General features: G+C 41.0%; 24 protein-coding genes. All 24 read right to left on the bottom strand.

Annotated elements, in window-relative coordinates; translation table 11 throughout:
• Positions 1-2: 2 nt before the first annotated feature.
• Entirely contained in the window at positions 3-2735 is a 2733-nt protein-coding gene (locus NSQ85_RS06255; protein WP_340781418.1) for a phage tail spike protein, read from the bottom strand.
• Positions 2735-4270, bottom strand: a complete 1536-nt coding sequence (locus NSQ85_RS06250) for a distal tail protein Dit (protein WP_340781417.1) — start codon at positions 4268-4270, stop codon at positions 2735-2737. Before NSQ85_RS06250 ends, NSQ85_RS06255 begins: the two co-directional genes overlap by 1 nt.
• Complete coding sequence (locus NSQ85_RS06245) at positions 4270-8907, bottom strand: tape measure protein (protein ID WP_340781416.1); 4638 nt, start codon at positions 8905-8907, stop codon at positions 4270-4272. The genes NSQ85_RS06250 and NSQ85_RS06245 overlap by 1 nt, the downstream gene beginning before the upstream one ends.
• Complete coding sequence (locus NSQ85_RS06240; RefSeq protein WP_015968561.1) at positions 8897-9214, bottom strand: hypothetical protein; 318 nt, start codon at positions 9212-9214, stop codon at positions 8897-8899. The genes NSQ85_RS06245 and NSQ85_RS06240 overlap by 11 nt, the downstream gene beginning before the upstream one ends.
• Positions 9215-9276: 62 nt before the next feature.
• The gene (locus NSQ85_RS06235; RefSeq protein ID WP_340781413.1) at positions 9277-9630 is read right to left on the bottom strand and encodes a tail assembly chaperone; all 354 of its coding nucleotides are present in this window, start codon (positions 9628-9630) and stop codon (positions 9277-9279) included.
• Between the two features lie 76 nt (positions 9631-9706).
• Positions 9707-10216 carry a phage major tail protein, TP901-1 family gene (locus NSQ85_RS06230; protein ID WP_340781411.1) on the bottom strand — a complete coding sequence of 170 codons (510 nt, stop codon included), beginning with the start codon at positions 10214-10216 and terminating at the stop codon, positions 9707-9709.
• 12 nt (positions 10217-10228) lie between these two features.
• Positions 10229-10615 (bottom strand): DUF3168 domain-containing protein, encoded by a 387-nt coding sequence (locus NSQ85_RS06225; RefSeq protein WP_084828642.1) that lies wholly within the window; start codon positions 10613-10615, stop codon positions 10229-10231.
• Positions 10612-10956 carry an HK97-gp10 family putative phage morphogenesis protein gene (locus NSQ85_RS06220; protein WP_340781410.1) on the bottom strand — a complete coding sequence of 115 codons (345 nt, stop codon included), beginning with the start codon at positions 10954-10956 and terminating at the stop codon, positions 10612-10614. The genes NSQ85_RS06225 and NSQ85_RS06220 overlap by 4 nt, the downstream gene beginning before the upstream one ends.
• 1 nt (position 10957) lies before the next feature.
• Entirely contained in the window at positions 10958-11272 is a 315-nt protein-coding gene (locus NSQ85_RS06215) for a hypothetical protein (protein WP_340781408.1), read from the bottom strand.
• The gene (locus NSQ85_RS06210; protein WP_340781406.1) at positions 11269-11607 is read right to left on the bottom strand and encodes a phage head-tail connector protein; all 339 of its coding nucleotides are present in this window, start codon (positions 11605-11607) and stop codon (positions 11269-11271) included. The genes NSQ85_RS06215 and NSQ85_RS06210 overlap by 4 nt, the downstream gene beginning before the upstream one ends.
• Positions 11608-11621: 14 nt before the next feature.
• Positions 11622-11783 carry a hypothetical protein gene (locus NSQ85_RS06205; RefSeq protein ID WP_340781403.1) on the bottom strand — a complete coding sequence of 54 codons (162 nt, stop codon included), beginning with the start codon at positions 11781-11783 and terminating at the stop codon, positions 11622-11624.
• Between the two features lie 11 nt (positions 11784-11794).
• Positions 11795-12841 (bottom strand): major capsid protein, encoded by a 1047-nt coding sequence (locus NSQ85_RS06200; protein WP_340781400.1) that lies wholly within the window; start codon positions 12839-12841, stop codon positions 11795-11797.
• A gap of 18 nt (positions 12842-12859) precedes the next feature.
• Positions 12860-13219 (bottom strand): hypothetical protein, encoded by a 360-nt coding sequence (locus tag NSQ85_RS06195; RefSeq protein WP_340781399.1) that lies wholly within the window; start codon positions 13217-13219, stop codon positions 12860-12862.
• A gap of 20 nt (positions 13220-13239) precedes the next feature.
• Complete coding sequence (locus NSQ85_RS06190; protein WP_340781398.1) at positions 13240-13821, bottom strand: DUF4355 domain-containing protein; 582 nt, start codon at positions 13819-13821, stop codon at positions 13240-13242.
• A 190-nt stretch (positions 13822-14011) separates the two neighbouring features.
• On the bottom strand, positions 14012-14905 hold the full coding sequence (locus tag NSQ85_RS06185) for a phage minor head protein (protein WP_340781397.1): 894 nt from the start codon (positions 14903-14905) through the stop codon (positions 14012-14014).
• Positions 14902-16410: a phage portal protein gene (locus tag NSQ85_RS06180; RefSeq protein ID WP_340781396.1), complete on the bottom strand. Its 1509-nt coding sequence runs from the start codon at positions 16408-16410 to the stop codon at positions 14902-14904. The genes NSQ85_RS06185 and NSQ85_RS06180 overlap by 4 nt, the downstream gene beginning before the upstream one ends.
• A gap of 5 nt (positions 16411-16415) precedes the next feature.
• A complete protein-coding gene (locus NSQ85_RS06175; RefSeq protein WP_340781395.1) occupies positions 16416-17651 on the bottom strand; it encodes a PBSX family phage terminase large subunit in 1236 nt (411 codons plus the stop codon).
• The gene (locus NSQ85_RS06170; RefSeq protein ID WP_340781553.1) at positions 17638-18132 is read right to left on the bottom strand and encodes a terminase small subunit; all 495 of its coding nucleotides are present in this window, start codon (positions 18130-18132) and stop codon (positions 17638-17640) included. Before NSQ85_RS06170 ends, NSQ85_RS06175 begins: the two co-directional genes overlap by 14 nt.
• A gap of 140 nt (positions 18133-18272) precedes the next feature.
• Positions 18273-18689: an ArpU family phage packaging/lysis transcriptional regulator gene (locus NSQ85_RS06165; protein ID WP_340781394.1), complete on the bottom strand. Its 417-nt coding sequence runs from the start codon at positions 18687-18689 to the stop codon at positions 18273-18275.
• 368 nt (positions 18690-19057) lie between these two features.
• Positions 19058-19765: a DUF1340 domain-containing protein gene (locus tag NSQ85_RS06160; protein WP_340781393.1), complete on the bottom strand. Its 708-nt coding sequence runs from the start codon at positions 19763-19765 to the stop codon at positions 19058-19060.
• 48 nt (positions 19766-19813) lie between these two features.
• The gene (locus NSQ85_RS06155) at positions 19814-20023 is read right to left on the bottom strand and encodes a hypothetical protein (protein WP_340781391.1); all 210 of its coding nucleotides are present in this window, start codon (positions 20021-20023) and stop codon (positions 19814-19816) included.
• Positions 20020-20241 carry a hypothetical protein gene (locus NSQ85_RS06150; RefSeq protein ID WP_340781389.1) on the bottom strand — a complete coding sequence of 74 codons (222 nt, stop codon included), beginning with the start codon at positions 20239-20241 and terminating at the stop codon, positions 20020-20022. Before NSQ85_RS06150 ends, NSQ85_RS06155 begins: the two co-directional genes overlap by 4 nt.
• The gene (locus tag NSQ85_RS06145) at positions 20238-20438 is read right to left on the bottom strand and encodes a hypothetical protein (RefSeq protein WP_340781388.1); all 201 of its coding nucleotides are present in this window, start codon (positions 20436-20438) and stop codon (positions 20238-20240) included. The genes NSQ85_RS06150 and NSQ85_RS06145 overlap by 4 nt, the downstream gene beginning before the upstream one ends.
• The gene (locus tag NSQ85_RS06140; protein ID WP_340781387.1) at positions 20435-20830 is read right to left on the bottom strand and encodes a YopX family protein; all 396 of its coding nucleotides are present in this window, start codon (positions 20828-20830) and stop codon (positions 20435-20437) included. Before NSQ85_RS06140 ends, NSQ85_RS06145 begins: the two co-directional genes overlap by 4 nt.
• Positions 20831-21098: the final 268 nt, after the last annotated feature.

The raw sequence follows: 21098 nt of genomic DNA, 5'->3' as shown, positions 1-21098 counted from the left end.
TATTAAATACCTCCTGCATAGCGGATGACGTTGCGATCCGGATTAATAAAATCTTGTTCTTCTCGGAATCGTCCAATTTGAATAGTCTTAGAAAAAATACCGTTCTCAATGTGAATCACACCCTGAGAGATATACATTACCTCATTACCAGCTGAAAACATTGATATACGCCCATTTGGATTGAACATAATAGAGCTGGAGTTATCTTTCTTCCCGATAACCAAACCATCATTTGATGCTGCCATGTAGTTATCGATAAAATTCCAACGCTCTGACATATCGTTCAGATTATTCTCTAGTTTTGCGACACGAGCACTAGCGTCTGCAAGACTCTTTTCAGCCTGTGCGCGATCTGCGCTATTTGCGTTAACAAAATCTTGATAAGCCTTAATCCATTGATTAACAGTGGCAAGGGATGCTTTTGCTTCGAGCTCTGCTTTCATCACCGAATTAATTTCACTTAATTTATTAAGCTGAGCCTGCGTTAATGCATCATCGGCTTTAGTGTCTATCTCGTCCTTCAAATCTTCAGGAGACGCTTGCCAAGCCCTGTCTGTAGTACTCTCATAGCAGTCCAACTCAGCAAAGAATAGCATAGATGTTTTACCGTCAGTAGTGCCACTGTTATCAATACGAATGAACCCTTCATCGCACTCTCCAGAGTTGAAAGTCAAGTGCCATTTAACCGTTTGTGTTACCGATGGTGAACCTGTATATGTTTTTAAATGGATCACTTTAGTAAATGTCTTGTCAGTTTCATTCGCCTTCCGCCCCAAAAAATAGATAGTTAACCCCTTGATATTACCAGTAGCGAAAGTCTGAATATTAAATGAGTAATCAGTATTTTGTTTGACTGAGAAACGTCTTGATGCGGCAGGAACTTCCTTCTTGCCGTCATTATCTAATCTAAATAGTTTTCTTGCACCATTGTAATAAAATTCATGTGTTGCTATATGAAGATTGTTATTCGCCTCGTTTTCGTCCCAATAACCCCATCCGTCAAGGTCTTTTGGAAAAGCTGAGTTAACGATTAAATTATCACCACCAACCGAAACGCTGCCAGCCGTGTCACTCCAAGTATAATCAGCTGGGTTAGTGCTGTCCGCTTGATTGAAATCTGTGTACACACCTAAATACCTCTTGGTACCAGTCTGGGTTAAACTGAAACCCTTTTGACCATCGGCACTATCGGCATAAGCAAAGTGAACATAAGGTGTTTTCCCGTCAGCACCTTTAGGTCCTTGTTTACCATCTGATACATTTACAAAAGTAACTTCTTCTGAAGCTACTTCTTTATTATCTACCCACGCTGAAATTGTAATTACAGTTGGTTTTGTGATATCGCTTGCTTTGACGGTATAGGTCAGACCAGAGCTAACAATAGAGCCATCGATCACAAATCGATAGGTTGCATTAACAACCTGATTACCCCTTTTTAATGTTGGGCGTAGTGTTGACTGCCCTGTATTGTTTTTAAACAAGACACCGTTATCAGTTGAGACTAGGATATTGTATGGTCGAATGTTCTCAACCATTTGCTCAAAGACACTTCTAAGGTCTCCAGATGTCCTATTTTCAAGCTCTTTGAAGTTTCCGAAAGTGGTCTTATTGTTGGTGGGGTTGCTGAAGCTGATTTTTTGCTCAACGGCACGCGCTCTTATGTCAAGCGCTGGTGTGAATCCTTTGTCGTGGATTGTTATGGTATCCCCGATTTCTACATCTACAAAACCGTCAACCTCGTAAGTGATAGCTGGATATGCGTGTTTACGCAAATTTGCAATTCCTGCGGCACGGATAACGTTCGGATTGTCACTATCGACCTCAAGATCTTTCCGAATCCATTTATTAGATTGAGTTGATACGCCAAAAGTAGACGGGTATAAGTCGGCTGCATGAGGTGCATAGAGGTTGACACCTTCTTGTTTGAAGATAACAATACCTTCGTCATTCTTTTCCTCCCAAGGCGGAAGGCTGTCAATGTAGACACGTACTTCTTGCTCGCCTTCATGGGTCTCTTTCGATTTGCCATAAGGCACTACCAGCGTATAGATCTCAGTCTTGTCGACTTTCCTCGTCATTGACTTGATATTTTTTTCAAACGCAAGACGAATATCGCCACGAATCCGACCCACACCAGTGTGCGAGTCGTCCGCTTTATGGTAAACGTTCAAAACGAGTTGCTTAATTGAACTGTCATCGTTAAGTTGAGTCACAAATTCAACTTCAGCGTCGAATTTATTGGCCAAGCTTAAGAGCCTTGCCAGTTTTGTGTCCTGCCCTTCCCACTCGAGCGTTCTCTTCTGATCAGAGATCTCATTAACACCTATTTTAACCATCGCAAACTGAGGAATTTCGAATACATCAAGATATTCCGCGAAAGATCTAGGCCTGTCAGCCTTGTAGGCGTTCGTGTACTCATTTATCAGCTCGAGATTTAAGTTTTCACAATAGCATCGTAACCATCGCTCATTCTCTTCCGTTTTCATGATGTTGAAAAGGTATGTCTTGCCTTTATATTTGAAGGAGACAAAAGAGCGCTCGTTTAGTTGGTTATAAAGCGGCTTATTTGCTGTATCGCTCAGCAGCTCTTTTTTTGAAACAGTAAACTCGAATGTACTTGAAGCAGTCTCAAGGTTACGATTCCAAGTGTCATCGTAAAAATTTAGTGTTTCTTGCTTTTCGTTATCGATGAAGCCAACTTTTTGTAAATTGGCGTCATGAATTGTTAACAACATTATAGATACCTCTCCTCAAATTTAACAGATACAGATGGTTTAGTTGTTATCCAACTCGAGCAATAGACTTCTAGCTGTGACTTACCAGGGGGAATTGTGAGGAAGTCAGACCCTTGCACAACATCGACAATCTTTGGAATATTATCTACAGTGACGGTATCAGTTTCACTATCTATTACCACTTTTCCACCAGCGCGGTATCTATTAGGGATATCCCTGACACCAAAAACGTAGTCTTTTCGGTATATAAAATCATCTAAATACATGTGTGTAATAAGTGGTGCGTTGCCGACCTTACCGAAAATGACATGAATTTTATCTGATTTTTTCCCCTTAATTTCAGGAATTGTATATCTAGGATAAGAACCCCACCAGTAGTATTGAACTACATCATCAAACCTTTGGATATCTGACCATCCCCTAGGTTCATTAAATGGGTTGTGCTGCTCGATGTGTGTTCCTAAAAAATTCTTCCTGTCGACAATACGGAAACCTCCCTTGCCGTCACCAGCTAGAAAATTATATTCACAGTCTAAACCATTGTAACGTTTAAAAGTTTCGACACCATACAAAAAAGTGCCGCTTGCATCTGTGACACAGATTTTTAAGTATCCCATTTGGTTTGCAGAACCAAGCCAGAAAATTTGCCTCCACCAAAAGTATTCATATAGCGCACCTTTTTCACCGCTTGAATCCCTTGGTATGTCAAAAGTAACCGATGCTACTTGACCGCTCTGCAAAGCAATGTGAGGTCGTCCCCAAGCATTGTCGATGTAAAGACTTCCGTTTGGCTTGGTGTCGTTGACATCGTTTGAGATGCCAATGTTTTTCAATCCTTGAGATAAACCGTTAGGGATTCTGTGCTCTCCGTTTGACGAAGCGTAATCAAAAAGTACCTCTGAATGTCTATAATCTTCTGTATTTGCTTCTAACCTATCCCCAAGCTCGCAGATACCTGTGCTATTAACTAATCCAATATAGCCATTCTCACTATTGTGCTTCACTGTAATTATTGGGTTAGCATTAACTGATCCATCGTTAACAAGGTCAAATACCATCTTGTTGTTCTCTATTTTAGGGTTTTCAAAACTTCTGTAAGTGGTTGAATGTGCGACACCATCAGGAACTAGAAATTCTATTTCAGCTTGGTCATACCAATCAGAGATGCCCTTTAAAGTGACATCACCCTTTACTATCGCTAGATAGTACCTATCTGGCTCGTCTGGTAGTTTCAACTCTACAGGTCTTTCAGTGTGTAGCACTCTAGCCGCTTGCTCTCTTACATGGTGAAACATACCGCTATCAATTTGAGCGGGCTCGTTTGGGTCTACGAAAGCATTATCGTTAAGGTCTCTAGTTGCTAAACTAACAGTTAGCTTGATTTTCTTAGCACCAAACGAAACTTGTTGAACATTAACCCCAATTTTAGGGGCTGAGTCTGTAGTGATATCACGTTCGTTCCCAACATCGTGCGACACTTTGATTAGTTTGAAGTAATCATTCAAATCATATCCGTTGAATTGAAACACAGCCATTATTTAATTCCTCTCATACGTTTGTAACTGAAATCCTTATCGTTTTGGTATGATCCCAAATCGTCCCCTGTAGCGTATGCAAACTCCCTACCGTCTATGTTAAGTGATAGAGGTCGCTCAATTAATCTAGTAATAACGTTCATCGCTTGCTCAAGGCGGTCCATTCGACTGTCATCTCTAACAGCTAAGTCAACGCTGCCACGGATTAAACCACCGCCAAAGTCATCAAACAGGTCATTATATTCAAAGAGCTCTCTGGCGTCTATCGCGTAACCGCTAGCCACGTCAACCATGTTCTCAATGGAATCTCTGACGTATTTAACGCTGTTATCGATACCAACAGCCATACCTTGACCAATGTAGATACCAACTTCATCACGGAATAATCTTGAAGGTGAGTGAATTTTAGCCTTAGCTTGAGCCGCGCGCTCTGCTTGGGCGACTAGGGCATTGGCGGCAGCTGTTACTGCCCCAAGAGCAGACATCATACCAGCGGCCAAACCTTGTCCAATCATTGCCCCTACGGAACGCATAGCGCCTGCGCCTGCCATAGCGCGTGATTGTGCTGCGCTAACCAGTGCGCCCGCTGCGGCAGATACAGCCCCAGTTGCTGATTGAATTCCCCGAGCAATTCCTTGCCCTGTTTGTAGACCGGCTTGTCTGCCCATTTGAATCATTCGTTGGCCATTAGACTGAACAGCTTGTGCCATATTCTGCATTGCTGATTGCACCTGTGAGGCCGCGCTGTTCATTGCTGAAGCAATCAATGGCGCCGATGTTCCAATTCGCATGATCGCTGTTGTGGCCGTTGTAGCACTTGTTGCAACCATGCTGAATTGTGGCGGAATTGTTGAAATTGAAGCAGTCAACTGCATAATGCTCGCAATCAACACAGTAAACTGGCTGGCAATCATCGCAACTGTAGAACCAACAGCGGTGAGGCTTGCACTCATCATGGTGAATTGTGCGGCCATCATTTGAATAGATGCTCCAACCATTGTTAATTGACTGCTGAACATGGACATGATTGAGCCCAACATTGCAAATTGTGATCCAAACATTGTCACGCCCACAGCAGAAGCCAATAACTGACTGTTAACCATAGTCAACGCAGCTGTGAATGCAATGAATTGACTATTTAGCATTGTTAATGATGCACCAATCGTGATGAATTGAGCCGCCATCATGGTCAAACTTGCACCCAGTGAGGTCGAGCTTGCAACCATAGTAGTAAAACCAGTCGCTACCATAGTAAGCTGAGAGGCTAACATAGTCATGCCAGTGGTCAACATTGTCATGGACGTACTGATAAAGGTCAAGCTAGAAGACAACGCCATCGCTACTGCGCTGAACATGGTCAACCCTGCACTTGCTTGCATTAATGCAGGCACTATTATCATAATCTGAGTTTGGAAGATTGTGATAGGCCCTGCAATAGCAGACAATCCAGTTAGTGATTGCATAGCTTGGATTGAGAACGTGCTGAACGCTGTTCCTGCGGTAGTTAGCAATGATTGTAAGTTAGTGAATGCTGATTGAATGCTTGTAATTGTACTTGAGAACAAAGTTAAACCAGATACAGCGCTAGTTGCTGATGCTGACACCTTGCTCATGCCACTTCCAAGTTGAGCCATACCTGCACCAGCTTGAGCAAGACCTGCTGAGCTATCACTAATCGAACCAATACCATGAGCGACTGCCGCAAGAGATGCAGCCATGTCTCCTAAGTTTGTATTGGTAATTTTGACTACACCACTAGCTAGCTGATTGAAACCAGCACCAGCCTTCTGAGCAGCTGTACCAATTGAGTTGAATACATTAGCTAGGCTATTCAACACACTACTGATTGCATTCCCTGCAGAAGTAATCACGCTTGAAATACCTTCAAATGCTGACTTAATACCGTTTCCGATACCTTCAGCAGCTGTACTGATTGATGTTCCGACTGATTGGACCACGCTAGCAATACCTTGCAAGGCTGCCCCAATTGCGGTACCAGTAGCACTAATGATACTTGCCACACCACTCAGAGCCGTACTAATAGCCGTACCGATACCCATAGCTGCGGTAGCAATTGCCATTCCTGCAGCTGACACAATAGATGCAATACCACTCAATGCAGCACTAATAACACCACCAATTGATGTAATAATAGGTACAATTTGCGTTATCGCTGTAACAATAGCTGAAATGGTTTGGCTTATGATAGGCGCAAGAGTTTGAACAACCGTAACGATGGCGGCAACCACTTGACTCATTACAGGAGCCATTGTCTGAACGACGGTAACAATACTTTGAATCAAGGTTATGATGATAGGTGCTGCTGCTTGGATAGCTTGTGCAATAGCGCTGATTACCATTGCAATCTGTGGTCCAAATTGTCCGATAACTTGAGCGACTTGAGCAATACCGTTCGCAATAACTGGTGCGATTGCCACAATAGCGTTAGCGATGATTTGAGTTACTGTAGTGATTGTGTCACTAATGATTTGAACAATTGGAGTAATTGCATTAACGATTCCACTAATTGCGTTTCCTAGAGCAGTAACAAATTTTGTGAAGCCATCAATTACATTTGGCAACACTCCTAGTATAGAAGTCAGCGCATCTCCAAATGCTGAAATGAATGGTGCTGCATTTCCTAGAGCAGTGCCGATAGCTTCAACCAATGGTGATAATCGTGCAAGCCCAGGTGCAGCTTCACCGACTGCCTTGACAACAATTCCAAAAGCAGTACCGAATGCTTCAATGATAGTTCCTGCAGCTTTGCCAATACCTTGGACGACTGTGCTAAATGCTGAACCCAAAGCTTTTAATATCTGTGAAACGCCTTGGGATTGAGTGGCTAGCAAAGTGAATGAAGCTACGATAATAGCAATACCTGTACCGATTCCGACTGCGGCAATAGCCACGGCAGCGCCAAATGAAAGCAAGGTTGCGGGGTTCAACCCTTTAAGACCTTGCAAAGCTGCTTTAAGTCCTTGGCCAAAGCCTTTAAAAGCAGTTGATAGCCCTGTTCCGATGCCTTTTGCAGCTGTTGAAATGCTAGTCCCTGTTGATTTAATGACATTGGCCATCCCACTGAATAATTGAGTAATAGTTGACTTAGAACGTCTCACGCTGTTAGCGGCTTGTTCTGTTCCTTCTGCAGCGTCCTTACCAAACTTCTTGAATGGGTTTAGACTCTTGATGAAGTCCAATCCTTTCAATGCGGCACCTAATACTGAAATCCCAGCCTTAGCAGTTATAAAACCTGCTGCTATTGCCAATATCCCGCTAGTTATCCCGTTGAGAACACTTTTAGGAATTGAACTTACAAATTTAGCTATTGCTGATGCAGCCTGTGATGCCCACTTGGCTAGTGTTCCAAACGCTGTACCCAGTACAGATATAATCGTTTGCATTTCAGAGCTGTTAAAAACGTCAGCGAGTGACGAACCAAGTTTTTTAACAACAACCCAAACATCTTCTAAGGCTGTTTTAAACGCCTTGAATGCTCCTGTATCAGCGAATGAGCTGATAAAGTTGCTAACTGATTTAGTGGCAATTGTTAAGGCTCTTGAAATGCCATAACCTATATCTCCTAGAACACTACCTAGACCTTTGAATAGGTTGTTAAAGTCGATACTTTTAAACGCTAACCTTATCTGACTAGCAACATATCTGAAAGCATTGCTAAGACCTTTTATAGCCCCGGTATTGCTGAAACCTTTCCAAAAAGCCTTCACAGCCTGACTTGCTTCTTTAACCGCTTTATCAATGCCTTTGCTCAGATTGTTAGCAAAGTTCTGAATCTTACTGTCATCGATTTTGCTAAAAGCATCAATGATACCTTCAATTCCTTTAATTACTTTTGCACTAAGCTTTTCAAAAACGGGTTGCAATTTATTTGAAACCGTTTCATAAAGTCCACCAACAGCTTCATCTACAGATTTATATCTCGTAGCTAAGTCTTGCATGGAATTACCAGCACGTTTGAAAGCTTCGGTGAAGTCGTCGGTCTTGATTTCTCCATTTTGGATTTTGGTTACAAGCTCATCAAGAGACATACCCATCTCTTTAGCGACAGCAGCCATACCCGCTGGTGATTGTTCCATCATAAGCTTAAAATCTGCCCATGAAACCTTGGGTTTGGTCATCGTTTGAACCATTTGTTGACTCAAGGTTTTCATTGCTTGCTTAGGGTTTTCAGCAGAAGCGGCAAGACCACCCATAGCTTTCACCAAATCCCCAGCGTCGCTGCGACCGATTGCTGCCATTTGCGAGAATGTTGTTCCCATGTCAGACGCTGAATAGATGGTTTTAGTAGCATAATCTTGCATCGCTTTCTTAGCTGATGCAATTTCTTTTTTACCCCAACCCAATTGACTAAGGTTTCCATCGAATGTTTTCCATGCCTTTGTTGAGCTATTCAGCTCAGACATCAATCCACCGATACCACTAGTTAAAGTTCCGATCCCCTTAGTGATACCAGCACTGACTAAGTTAGCACCCAAAACACTTTTGAAAACAGATCCTAGTTTAGTACCGGTTTTCCCTAAATTCTCAGCGTTTTGTTGTGCTTTTTTGAGAGCGCTAGACATGCCATTGTCTTGAGCACTCAATATTGCTCGGACGTTAAATGTTTTATCTGCCATCTAGCAACCCTCTTTCTTTCTTATAATTAAGATTATTTCGAGCTCGTTCTAACAGTTTGCTGTTAGTGATTTTTTCGCCCAAAACTTCACGAGCACGTTCTTTAGCATTATAGAAGTCGTCAAATTTTTCGAAATAATACTTTTTGCCATCTTTAGTTGTGGCATTAGCCAACCTATTCAGATAAGCAAGTTGATATATTTCTCTTTCTTTGTTCAAAAAACGTTTCTTATATGCTTTCTGATAGAGTTTCATCTCTTTAAGTGTCATTCTTCGTGCTTCAAGCAATGACACACCAAAGTCAGCCATAGCATTCGTGATTAATTCCTCGTATACTTCGGCTGAATTTTGGTTATCACTCGTTGTTTTGGCTACTCTGTTGCTTCTTCTACTCGTTTCACTGTCGCTTTTGTCAAAGGTTGCGTACGTAATTCCGATAAAAAATCATCAAATAATGAATCAAGGCGGTCATTTTCGGCCTCTTCAATAACATAAGCTTCAATGCCCTTAACAGATGGCTTCTGACGCTCTGTGATTGTTGCTGCTTGAATGATATCAAGCAAAATTACAGGGTTTTTTTGTTGCAAGTCAACGACTGCATGCTGTACCCCGAAGCCGAACGAAACACTACCATCAGAAACTGCGTAGCGCTTGTCTAGTTCGCGGATAAATTCAAAACCGTATGTCAAAGTGTAGTCTTTACCTTCAATTGTGATCGTGTGCATTGTTTGTTTACTCCTATTTTTTTTAAAATAAAAAGCCAAACCGAAAAAAAGTTTGGCTCAAGATAATTACATACTATTAAACGCCGAGGCCTGAAGGTTGCGTAGTGTCTTGGAATGTGTATTGAATTTCTTTAATTTGGTCGCCCGTCAATGTAGCTTCACCTTCTTGTGGTTTACCTTCGATAGTCAATTCTGATTCAATTTCTACAAGGTCTTCTACGTTAGCTGGCACTTTCCAATTTGACAAACGTCCAATCGCATAGAGAGCACCGTATTTACCATTTGATTTTTTGTCAGCCAAATCAATTTCCCAAACTTCGACTTTATAACCGTCAACTACTGATTTTTTTAGCATTTCATTGAGGTCATCTTTAGTACCAATAGCGTTAATTGATAGTTTAGTTTCAAGGCCACCGTCAGAAACAACTGCACCGTCTTTGGTTTTGGTACTATCTGCATCACGTGAGTATTCCCATTCGTGCTCTGTTTGTAGGGCAAGTTTAGCTGCCGCTTTTTTGTCTCCGAATTTTCGGAACATCAAGATTTTATCTTTCCCCAAAAGTGCTTCTTTATTAGTATCAGCCATTTTTTCCTCCTGTTAAATAAATTTAAAATAAGTATAGATGATGAAGTGATATAGTACTTCATCTGTGCTATTGTCTCGATTGCTATCAATTGACGACTTGTTGACTTCTGCTGAAAACTGCATTCCGCCAATGTTTTTGATAGCAAAAAAGCTAGACATTAACTGTCCAGCCATATCTGATAATGTTTTTCGGTCATCCACACGTCCCCAAACATGCACCGTAGATGATAAACGACCTATCAAGTGCGATTTTGTGGATTGTGGCAAGACCATTGTTTCCCCCATTACAACGAATGGGTAAGCCACGTCGTCTGGTGGCAAATATGTGTAAGTGTCGTATCCTAACTCATGACTAATCCGATACATTTCATCATGAAGTAATTGATCAGGTTGTTTCATGTTTCATCCCATTTAGCCATTTCTTCGACCATTTCTGGCACCACTTCTTCGAGTGCTGGTTTCATGAATGGTTGTGCCTCCATCTTCCGTGTGCCTACTTCGAGATATCCTGAATAACTAGTCAAGGCTTCGACAATTGCTTTATCGCTTTCAACTTGCAGAGTAATACTTCTACGAGTAGCACCCGTTGAATAGCCTTTATTGAATTGTGCTCTTTTAATAGCAGCTTCTTTCAGTTTTGAACCATACTTCCTCAAAACCTTTGAACGTCTTTCTGAAGAGGCGTTTTTAAGAAGATTTCGAGCCATTTCATCCAATCCTTCAAATTCGATTGTAGCCATATTATTTCATCACCTTGTTGGCATAGATGGCGTTTAGACCAGTTAGATAGCTTCTGACAGTAACAGGTTTGTATTTGCTACCGTTATATTCAATCGTGTCAACTCCATCTTTGATAGGGCTTCTAAACCTAACGACGATGCTATTGGCGTTTAACAGGTCTCCTAGTTTGGCTTGCAATTCAAGGCTAGCACCAGTCACATTACATGCTGTTGTCTTAGCTACTTCCTTACCGCCAACCATACGTCCTAAGTCTGGGTCGTAGTGCTTTTGTGTCTTATCGATATATTTTAGCACTACGGTATCAGCGTATCTCATAGAAATAGCACCTCACCCTCTTTAGACTCTCCAGAAGTTCCATATAAACGCTGAAGCATATTGTCGTAAGGCTTAAATTCAGTTTCGTTATCGTAGTAAGACATTGAATGACCATCTACTGATTCAGATTTAGCACCTTCAGCACCTCGACGATTGAAACGTTTGATGACACAATCCTCGAAAATGAAAGCTAACTTGTCATCAATCTCTTCGACATCATACTCTGATTTAAAGTGGTTAACGACACGCTCTAGCAAAATTTTAAGCAAGGCATCATCATTAGTGTTAAGGTCAACCGAGACATTCTTAATAACTCTATCTTTATCTAACGCCATCACGCCATACCTCACTATTCAGTGGTTTTCTTAGCTCTAGTTTTTTTCTTTGGTTTGTCGTCTTGTACGTACCCTAGCCCGATGAGTTCTTCAGTACGTTCACCATCGTACACATCACCAGCAAAGTATACTTTGCCATTTGTTTTATCTTTGAACGCTTTTAGTACAACATTCATATCAGTACCTCTTAAACCCCAGGAATTACAGTAAGCATGTAAACATCGTCCAAACGTTCGAATGATGGTAATGCTACCATAGATACTTTAGTTTGAACATTAACAGGGTCAGTGGTTTTAGTAGTTGTTACTGCAATACCGCTGTCAACGATTTCAACGTCAGCATTAACAGTGTTATCAGCGAATAAGTCTGATTCTTCTGGAGTTGTACCAAAAACAGTGTTTCCAAGCGGTCCGTCAGGGATAAGAGTCAGGTGGCCGTCAGGGAAGAATTTAGAAACTTCACCTTTTTCGTTTCGGTAAGTACCATTTTCAAGAACAATTTCCACACCAAAATTATCAGCTACATAATTCTGAAGTTCAGCTTTAGTAACTGATGACCCATCGCCTGCCAATGGTTTAATAGCTTTAACTGTAGATGCAGCCTTGCGAATAAGACCGAATGTTTTAGCATTCATAATTGCACGTTCTGGGTTAAGACCAAGTTCACGCGCTGTTTCGATAGCATCTTCCAAATCTGCAAGAGGTGTAGCACCAGGTTCTGCCCAGCTCTTAGATACTTGTTTCTTATGGTCTGGTTTAATACCATAATCGATATCTTTGTTAACTCCATCGCTCGTAAATGCAATTTTACCTGTGGCAAGCACTTGCATACGCATAGCTTCAAGACGAGCACGCGCACCATTGACAAGTGTCAAGTTGTCATTGAAAATACCCGCTACGATTGTGTTAACTAAAGCTTCGTTGCCAGTGTCTTTTACAAGGTTGAGTTGTTGACGGTCATTCTCCTTGACAAGCATAGCCTCTTTAAAGAACGGCATCTGTTCATCGTGTATTTCAGCACTAACACGGTCACGAATGGTCACATTCGTATCAAATGCAGCAGCTTTTAAAGCAACAGATTGACCAGAAGCACCTTTAATGTAAGACAATTTAGTCCCAAGTTGTTTGCGTGCAGGGAAGATAGACTCACCCAAAGTAGAGTCAACATTTTCTTGCAATGTGTTGAAATAACCAGCAATATTAGATGCTGTTACTTTATCGTAAATAAGTCCCATGTTTTAATATTCCTCCTTTTATTTCTGTGAGATAAATTTAACGAGTGGCAAAGCTTTTGTGATGGCGCTATCTACAGAACCACCATTAACTTTGTCTTTGTAAACTTCACCAGCATAGAGCACTGATACAGTGTTCTCGATTGTTAAATCTACGTCATAGAGTACAATTCCCTCTGGTTCTGTTTTGTTTTCAACTACAGTTTTTGTTCGGTCATCAAAAATTGAGCCACCGTTACCTGCTACGAGTGTTCCTGCTTTGATGTATTTCTTACCATCTACGGTTACGCCTGGGTAAGATTTGTCTACTGTCGCTGACACTGCTTTGTAGGGCAATGAGCGGACAATATTCGATGTGTCGAAAATAGTTGTTGTTGGCATTTTAAAATTCCTTTCCTTTCTTAGATAAGACGAGCAGTCGTCACGTTTGTAGACTTAGCAAGTTTTGCTCCAAAATTATCTGTCTGAGTGCCGCCAACGCTTGCCGCTTTAGGAGCATTCTGGCGGATGGTACTCTTTACTTTCTCAGCTACGGCATCGTTAAAGACTTTCTCAAAAGTACCAACCAATTTGAGAGCTTCTGAGGCGTTTTCGGCATGGCTAAACATCCCAGCTAGTTCAACTGGTAACCCTTTTGAAACGAGGTCTTCTTTGACTGCCATATTGAGTTTTTCAAACTCAAATTGTGCTACTTGTTTTTCAAATTCTGCTTTTCGGTCTTCGAATTCCTTGCTAGCCCGCTCAGCAGCCGATAATTTAGAATAGTCTTGTTCTTTCTTTAACGCTTTAGCGATTGCCTCATTGATTCGAGTTTCTTCGCTCTTCTTCTGATTCTTCAAAGCAGTTTGGACTGCTTTGTTTACAATACTATCAAGTTCTGACTGTGATTGCGGTGCTTGGAAGTCGCTCGGTTGATTGTTATCAACGTCATGGCTTACTTCCTCAGTTTCGACCGTTTCAACTGTTGTGTTATCTGTTTCCATTATGTTCTCCTATCTAGTCCCACAAGCTATACACTTTCTAAGCCACGATATGGTTAGCTACTCCTTATCTAGTCTTGTCTAGTGTATTCACTTACGAGCCACGCTAGTATTATTTATTTAGGGCTTAAAATAGCCCTATGCACCATTAGAGGCTCGCCCTCTACGGTTTCTTTAAAACATGGTGCACTCACTATTCAACCTCAACGACTGCACAGCGGCAGTATGGGTGAATAGGTGGAGCATTCGTTCCGATTTCCATGTCAGCAATTCTGACAGGATTCTTTTCTGTCTCCTTACCAATCTCTTTACAAATGTCACACGCTCTCGATTCTGGCATGAGTTTGAAATGCTTAAAGCCATTCTCTTTCATGATGCTCTCTTGAGCTAACGTCTGCACTCTAGCATGCTCTGTGATTGCCAATCGTTCAGCGTCAGTGCGTGATGCGTCCATGTATTTGCGTATTCTTCGAGCAATGGTTATCCCATTCTCGCCTCGTATAAGAGCTCTTGTGACTTCGGTCTTGACTAATTTGCGAAGCTTTTCCTGTCTCTTCCAGATACGCTCTGACCATTCAGCACCCTCGAAGTTAGCATTGACAGCAGCTTCCATATACTTTTCAAGCGTTTTTCCACGAGGTACTGTCTGAGCTAGTAAGCTCTCTCTTGCAATCTCGCTCTTATAACCGTTCTTAAGATAATCATCGGTCAGTTTGCGTTCGCCCTCTGATAATGCTAAAAGTTCAAGTTCTAATTCTTGAATGAGCAGTTCTTGACGACCAACCGACATAGAGAAGTTATAGTCTCGAAGCTCTCTGTTTGCCTTTGGACTAAAATCTTTGTCAGCTACATACTTTTTAGCTTTTGTTTCAAAAGCCTTAATATCAAAGCTGTCTGCTTTTCGTTTAGCATCACTAACGCTTAATCCGTTTTTGTTAGCGAATTTTTGAATATACGCGTCTAGTTCTTTTCGAAGCTGTGAAAGTTGCAAATTATATAGTGCTTCAAGTTCTTTCTTAAACTCAGCTTCACCCTTTTTGATATTTGCTTCTCTCTCGCGAAGGGTCCGCTTTGACCAATATGTCATTCATAAACCCTCTCAAAATCGTCTGTATGCGTTTCTTTTACCTCGTCGGTATATTTGCCTACATGTTCATTAAAATCGCTAGGATACCCCTTAAAATCAATTTCAGACGCCTCTTTGTTTATTTTTTCTAACTCTTCGTTAGGACTCTCTACTAATCCTGAAAGACTAAGAGCAGTTTCTTGCGAAACTTGACCACCCAAGCCTGTCAAAATAGATACTTGCTCATTTAACGATTTTGGAAGGTTTGGTGTGAATGTGATTTTCAATAGACTTTCATCAAAATCTTTAAATTCGTTAACCAAAGAACCAATACGAGCAGCAAGACGATAGCGACGTTTCAACCCTTGAGTGAATTGTGATTGCGTGTCAACTCTGTCTTGGTCTAGACCGAATAACTTATATTTCAACGCCTCACCAGACGTGTTACCGCTGAAATTCGTATCTGACATGTCTGGGGTGTTAGTAAATATATGAATATCCCTGTTTAACCGTGTCTTATATGCTTCTGCACCAGACACATCATAAGACTTCGTGAGGTATTCAGCTTTGACCGTGCCCTCTTTGCCATCTGCCGATTTAGGCGGTTTAAGTTGCATGAGGCGCGTGCGTTTCATATCGCTGGCATCCATGCCTTTAGGTAATGCCAAATCTCCATAAATGGCGAGGATAGCATCAGCCATGTCACTCATGTGGTTAGCTGTGTCAGATTCTGCGCTATCATATAAGTCGATTAGGTAGAGTTCAGTCTCATAATCACCAATGCCATCAACGTTATTCAGAAACTCAGTAATTGGCACAGTACCAAATGCATGAGGTGTGATTGATATCTCTGCAAAATCATCCGAAGCGTCAAGAGTATAGATATATTCAGATGTGTAAACTTCGATAACTTCCTTAGCACCATCTAAGAGACCACGCTTATAATAACGGACAGCCGCAACTGAATTGTCTTCTAGAGAGTTGTCATAGATTACAAACGTCTCTAGTGGGTTGAGCCTCTTGATACGTGTCTCATCGTACTCGCTACGATAGATGAGCTCATAAGCTCGACCAACTTGCGACAAGTCTCTAATAAGCGTTCTGTTGTGTGTATCGATGTCATTAATACGCCCTAGGCGTTTAATTGCCTCATTATTTTGAGTGCCATCGTCTTCATCCTCATATTCAACTCGTATGGGGTTACCAGCAAGATACCCAGTTTTGAATTTGCTAATCATACGGCCGTAGTTGTGCACGGCTCGTTTATCAGCCATTTCGTTATCTTTACGTCTGCCAGACTTGAGAACGTCATGATTCTCTCCCCGTGCGTAGTCCATAAGCTCTTGAATTCGTGGAACTTGTCTCATTTTGTGGTGATTGATGAAATTTTTCAGCAACTCCCAATTATTTTCAACCAGTTCCTCTAAGCTATCAGCTCGATAGCGAATGCGGGACTCTCGATGGAATCGCAAGTTTAAAACCCGTTCCTGACCAGTGCTGTCCGTAAATAGTGTCTGTTCCATCATTCCTCCTACCTAAACATACTAAGCAAGTCATCATAGCTTGCTCGCTCTGTAGTACCGATGAGATAATCAGAATATATAGCGTATCTCACACTATCCAGCACGTCATCAAATTCTTTTAACGGCTCATCCTTCGTGCTGTTCTCTTTCCATCGGTACTGATAGATCTCGTCGAAAAAGCGAGGTACAAATCCTCGCTTAACATATAATTTTTCTTCTTTAAATAATTTAGCGATAAGTTCTATGCCAGCAATTACTGACTTGTTAGCGTTACTAATATCAAAGCCTTCATTTTCAAATCTTGCTACGTGCTCAGGGCGGGCACTATCAGCATATAACGGAATGTTCCCATAGATGCCAGTCAGTTTCCTTGCTTGTTCTACCCACCAATCTATCTCTTTGAATTGCGCTGCTACGCCATCGACAAGATAGAAGTTGCCATCTACACCTTCACCAACTACCACGATAGAGCCGTAGTGAGTATAACCCCAGTCAATGCCACCAAAATATCGTTTCATATCTGGCAATTCATCAACTACGTGTATCTTGCTGTCATAATCAGCGTAGATAGCGCCTTCAGCCACTGTCCAAAGCCCATTGATATCTCTATCGTAGAATTTGCCCTTGGGCGTAGCTGCTTTGATAGAGTCTATATAGCGTTTTGATAAGAAAGTATTGTCATCAAGCTTGAAGCTGAAATCTATAATCTTTCCGTCATTTTTGCCAATATAATCTCGATTAAGCCAGTGATTGGGATTATCTGGGTTACTATCCCAAACCACACGAGCGCCTTCACCGGAACAGCGTGAGATAATCTCTTTGAAGACAACCTCATTAGCTAACGATGCCTCGTTAACGTAAGCCCCGAAAGCTGTGAAACCACGGGCTCGCTTAAGACCAGAAATAGAACCAGTGTAGACCTGCACGACTTTTACACCGCAAAACACGAAAGACCCATGCTTATCGTATTTTGGTTCAAAGCCATACTTGTTATAAAGTTCTTGTAAGACGTTATTCTGTATCGACGTTGACGATGTACCCGCTAAGATATAGATAGGTTCATCTACACCTAAACAGTCAGCAATCTTTCTGACACGGCTTAACTCGGTTACGAATGTATCATTGTTAACTACTGTCTTTCCTGCTCGCTTAGCGCCGTGAAGACCACAGATAAACCAATCGTGATTCCAGATGTAATTAAGTACTTCCAACTGTCTCTTGGTATAGAGCTTACTCAAGTCCATCGCTTACAGCTCCTTTAATGATGTCAAGGAAGCCAGCTATTTTATCATCTTGGCCCTCATCGCCACCGACTTGAGCCTTGAGTTTGTCAATCTCAAGTTGCATCTTCTCAGCTTGTTTTTCAGTCGGGTAGCGTTTCATAAGTTCGCTTCCTGCCTTGATGACCTCAGAGATGGACGGTGGTTTTTTAGTCTTGACAAACTGACCTGTAGCGGCATTTAGCTCTACAACTTCTTCCACGAGTTCCTGCCTCAGAATCGAAGTGAAGACTTGCATAACTTCGTCTTGTTTTGCTATTTTCTTCTTCTCAAGCTCTTTCAGTCGTTCTTCGATATAAGCCTTGATTCTGTCATTTTCTAACAATTTATGAGCTCTAGTTTTAGAGTAATTTTCAGAATATCCAGCTTTAAGAGCCGCATTGTAAGCTATGCCAGAAATCAAGTATTCATCCGCAAATATTTTCTGTCGTTGATTTAGCCCAATATGTCCACCTCCTTCATTATTTAATCAAAGAAAAGACAACCCACAAATGAGCCGTCTTTTCTTTCTTCTTCGATAATATAATAATACCACTTAAAACAGTTAATAGAGACCGTTAAAATTCCGCTAAAATACCATTTTTTTCAACGCTCCACAATTAACCGACCATCACGATACAATTCTGCGAAAGCTAGGATAGAGTTGTTTAAAAGCTCTTGGAATGCAGTGCGTTCAAAGCCGATTGATTGAGCTATCTGCCAGTTGGGTTTGGGTGGAAACTCTAGATATTTTTCTATCAGTATCCTACGATAATCTGGACGATATAGACCACTGACGGCCTGCTCTATAGCTTCCAACTCATTAAGTGCATCAACTCGCCTAATTGCAATGTTTTCAACTGGCTTATTTACTCCACCTGTGCCACGGGGCATAAACGTAAACTCTTTCGTTATTTTTTGCTCAGAGCTATCGTGTGCAATCTCTCGCCACCGTGGATATTCTCGAAGTTTTCGCTTGCAACCTCTAATAGTTGCTTTTTCATCAATTTCCGGCAACAGCATTATTCGACCCCTTTTTGTGTTATAATAGTATTGTTATTTTCCAAAAAGATAGGGCTGGCGTTTATGCCGGTCTTTTTTTGTCCTCCTTTGCTGTTTAATTGGTGTCAAGGTCTGTCAGCTTGACGTTGTGTCGAAAAAGTTACCTAGTCACGACAGACTAACAGCGAGCGAGGGAGTCGAACCCTCGAACGCTACAAGAATTAAGATGGGAATATACCGAAATAGATGGTTTTACGCTGTTATCGCCTCCCTTGCTTAAGATTTCAAAGTTACCAGTCTCACTTTGATTATGTTTTGATTGAAAGAAAATAGGCTTCCTCCTAAATTTAAATTGACTGGAATTAACAACTCATAGTGGATTCGAACCACTATAAGCCCATTGAAATCGCTTTGAATAGCGTCCGTTTAACACTTTCTTTATCACGACCTAGATTATCTTTGGTGCGATACTCTAAATAAATCCGATCAACCTCTTTATCTAGGCTTTCCGGCCATTCATACTTATTAAATACATATTTAGCTATTTTGCCAAATAGCTCTCTAGATAGAAGACCTTCAAGTTGGATTACCTTGCGAGGTGTCACTATCCCAATCTCTGTATAGAGTGTATTTATCGCTGTCCGTATGTTATTGGCTTTTTGATATTTGCACCCTTTAACATCCATGATGTAGGCGGTGAAACTGTTTGGGTATTTAGCTTTTAATGATTTGATTTCCTCGCAATACTGTTTAAAGAGTTCCTCAGGCAGTCCAGCATTTCTCTTGTCGGTACCTGGCCGACACTTTGCGGAGCTACTAAAACAGTGTTTTGACAGATAGTTCTCTAAGTCGTTTGCGAGTCCGTCAGTGATATACTCACGCATATCGTCTAATGTCACGGGCGATAACTTAGAACGCTCTTTGGTTACATTGTCAAATCTTTGAAAATATTTTCTAGCCTGTAATCGGTCACACTGCTTCGTTTGCATAACGTACTTTGTGAATGTCCTATGATGTTGTTCTTTTAACGTGTCAAACTCTAGAGTTAGCCTTTGATGTAGCTCTTTAGTCAGCCCTGCGTACTCATATCGCTTCATGGCTTAACAACTCCTCAAATAATTCTGGATTTTTATATAAGAACTCTTTCATAATTCCTCCAACGATACCCATCTGAATTGTGGGTATTTTTTTGCTTCTTCTTCGGTGCATTTGTACCCGAATTGAGATACCACGCCTACTACTTCGGTTTGTTCAACGCTAACCCTACCTCTGTCTTCATCTAATTCGACATAGGTATATTCCCACATTCTCGGTTCTGGTACATCGACCAGTAACACACCTAATTTTTCAGTCATTTGTTTTCCTCACAAAAGTCAATTTCATTAAGTTTTAACTGATACAATTTACCACCAAAACGAACAACTGCAATTGGATATGAAATCTGTCCAGCTTTATAACCACCAACCATTGGGCTATCTCCGTGAGTATAAGAATATTGGAATACTCCAACAAAATCGGCTCTTTCCCAACATTTACCTATTTTTGCCAAGCAAGGCTCTAGTTTTTCAATCATTTCTTCCGCCCTTCTAATTCAAGCGTTAGGTTTCCTAAGTAATCTATATAGATGCTAGTAACCATTGTGTTATTTAAGTCTAGTCCATCTAAACTTTGTATCTCTTTACCGTTTAGATAAAATAAAGGTGCGCTAAAAAAACAATGCAGAATACTTCCAAGCGTTACACCTTGTTTAAAGCTTTCTGTTTCAGTCATTTCAATTCCTCCAACAATTCTTTATTTTCGTATATATTGCCCAACACGGTTACTTTTTGGTTTGCTAAATGCCCAAATGGTGTTAAGTCGTCAAAACGGCAAACTTGCACCCCCCAATAATCAAAATCAACGTCACGCTTGACGATACCTCTGATAAGCCGTCCTGTACCATTATGTTTCCATTCCACAATGTCGTTTCCAAAAATCTCCTTGCCGTTCTTATCAAACAGACCTGTGGATTGCATTAGTATAATATCGTCATATGAACATGTTCTGCTTGGTACAATGTCGTCACGACTTGCAATTGTTGCATTACAGATAGCGAATACAAATGATTTAACATCAAACATCTTTTTTAACTCTTTGTGCCACGCTCTAAATTTAAGTTTCATTGTCCTCTTCCTTTAACTTTTTGTATTCATATCTGTAAACTCAATTTTATTTGGTAATATTTTATTGCAAACATAAATGCTTTGGAAGTTAGGATTATTCCTAACTGTCATACTTTCATCAAAGAATTTCATTCTTCCTTTTGGAATTAGCAACTCAAAATTATTGTTTCTAAACAATTCGAATCTTGATTTGCTGTCAAACAACCCGTTGCTATTCATGATTAGTGCAAAAGGTAAATCTAGCTCATACATTTATTCATTGATTATC

Source organism: Streptococcus sp. FSL L8-0526, from assembly GCF_038007145.1.
Taxonomy (GTDB): domain Bacteria; phylum Bacillota; class Bacilli; order Lactobacillales; family Streptococcaceae; genus Streptococcus; species Streptococcus thermophilus.
This window is presented reverse-complemented; position numbering and strand designations above follow the sequence as displayed.

Bases quoted from the DNA above. Each gene is read 5' to 3' on its own strand.
- NSQ85_RS06255 (WP_340781418.1), bottom strand. From the start codon at position 2,735: ATGTTGTTAACAATTCATGACGCCAATTTACAAAAAGTTGGCTTCATC.
- NSQ85_RS06250 (WP_340781417.1), bottom strand. From the start codon at position 4,270: ATGGCTGTGTTTCAATTCAACGGATATGATTTGAATGATTACTTCAAA.
- NSQ85_RS06245 (WP_340781416.1), bottom strand. From the start codon at position 8,907: ATGGCAGATAAAACATTTAACGTCCGAGCAATATTGAGTGCTCAAGAC.
- NSQ85_RS06240 (WP_015968561.1), bottom strand. From the start codon at position 9,214: ATGGCTGACTTTGGTGTGTCATTGCTTGAAGCACGAAGAATGACACTT.
- NSQ85_RS06235 (WP_340781413.1), bottom strand. From the start codon at position 9,630: ATGCACACGATCACAATTGAAGGTAAAGACTACACTTTGACATACGGT.
- NSQ85_RS06230 (WP_340781411.1), bottom strand. From the start codon at position 10,216: ATGGCTGATACTAATAAAGAAGCACTTTTGGGGAAAGATAAAATCTTG.
- NSQ85_RS06225 (WP_084828642.1), bottom strand. From the start codon at position 10,615: ATGAAACAACCTGATCAATTACTTCATGATGAAATGTATCGGATTAGT.
- NSQ85_RS06220 (WP_340781410.1), bottom strand. From the start codon at position 10,956: ATGGCTACAATCGAATTTGAAGGATTGGATGAAATGGCTCGAAATCTT.
- NSQ85_RS06215 (WP_340781408.1), bottom strand. From the start codon at position 11,272: ATGAGATACGCTGATACCGTAGTGCTAAAATATATCGATAAGACACAA.
- NSQ85_RS06210 (WP_340781406.1), bottom strand. From the start codon at position 11,607: ATGGCGTTAGATAAAGATAGAGTTATTAAGAATGTCTCGGTTGACCTT.
- NSQ85_RS06205 (WP_340781403.1), bottom strand. From the start codon at position 11,783: ATGAATGTTGTACTAAAAGCGTTCAAAGATAAAACAAATGGCAAAGTA.
- NSQ85_RS06200 (WP_340781400.1), bottom strand. From the start codon at position 12,841: ATGGGACTTATTTACGATAAAGTAACAGCATCTAATATTGCTGGTTAT.
- NSQ85_RS06195 (WP_340781399.1), bottom strand. From the start codon at position 13,219: ATGCCAACAACAACTATTTTCGACACATCGAATATTGTCCGCTCATTG.
- NSQ85_RS06190 (WP_340781398.1), bottom strand. From the start codon at position 13,821: ATGGAAACAGATAACACAACAGTTGAAACGGTCGAAACTGAGGAAGTA.
- NSQ85_RS06185 (WP_340781397.1), bottom strand. From the start codon at position 14,905: ATGACATATTGGTCAAAGCGGACCCTTCGCGAGAGAGAAGCAAATATC.
- NSQ85_RS06180 (WP_340781396.1), bottom strand. From the start codon at position 16,410: ATGATGGAACAGACACTATTTACGGACAGCACTGGTCAGGAACGGGTT.
- NSQ85_RS06175 (WP_340781395.1), bottom strand. From the start codon at position 17,651: ATGGACTTGAGTAAGCTCTATACCAAGAGACAGTTGGAAGTACTTAAT.
- NSQ85_RS06165 (WP_340781394.1), bottom strand. From the start codon at position 18,689: ATGCTGTTGCCGGAAATTGATGAAAAAGCAACTATTAGAGGTTGCAAG.
- NSQ85_RS06160 (WP_340781393.1), bottom strand. From the start codon at position 19,765: ATGAAGCGATATGAGTACGCAGGGCTGACTAAAGAGCTACATCAAAGG.
- NSQ85_RS06155 (WP_340781391.1), bottom strand. From the start codon at position 20,023: ATGACTGAAAAATTAGGTGTGTTACTGGTCGATGTACCAGAACCGAGA.
- NSQ85_RS06150 (WP_340781389.1), bottom strand. From the start codon at position 20,241: ATGATTGAAAAACTAGAGCCTTGCTTGGCAAAAATAGGTAAATGTTGG.
- NSQ85_RS06145 (WP_340781388.1), bottom strand. From the start codon at position 20,438: ATGACTGAAACAGAAAGCTTTAAACAAGGTGTAACGCTTGGAAGTATT.
- NSQ85_RS06140 (WP_340781387.1), bottom strand. From the start codon at position 20,830: ATGAAACTTAAATTTAGAGCGTGGCACAAAGAGTTAAAAAAGATGTTT.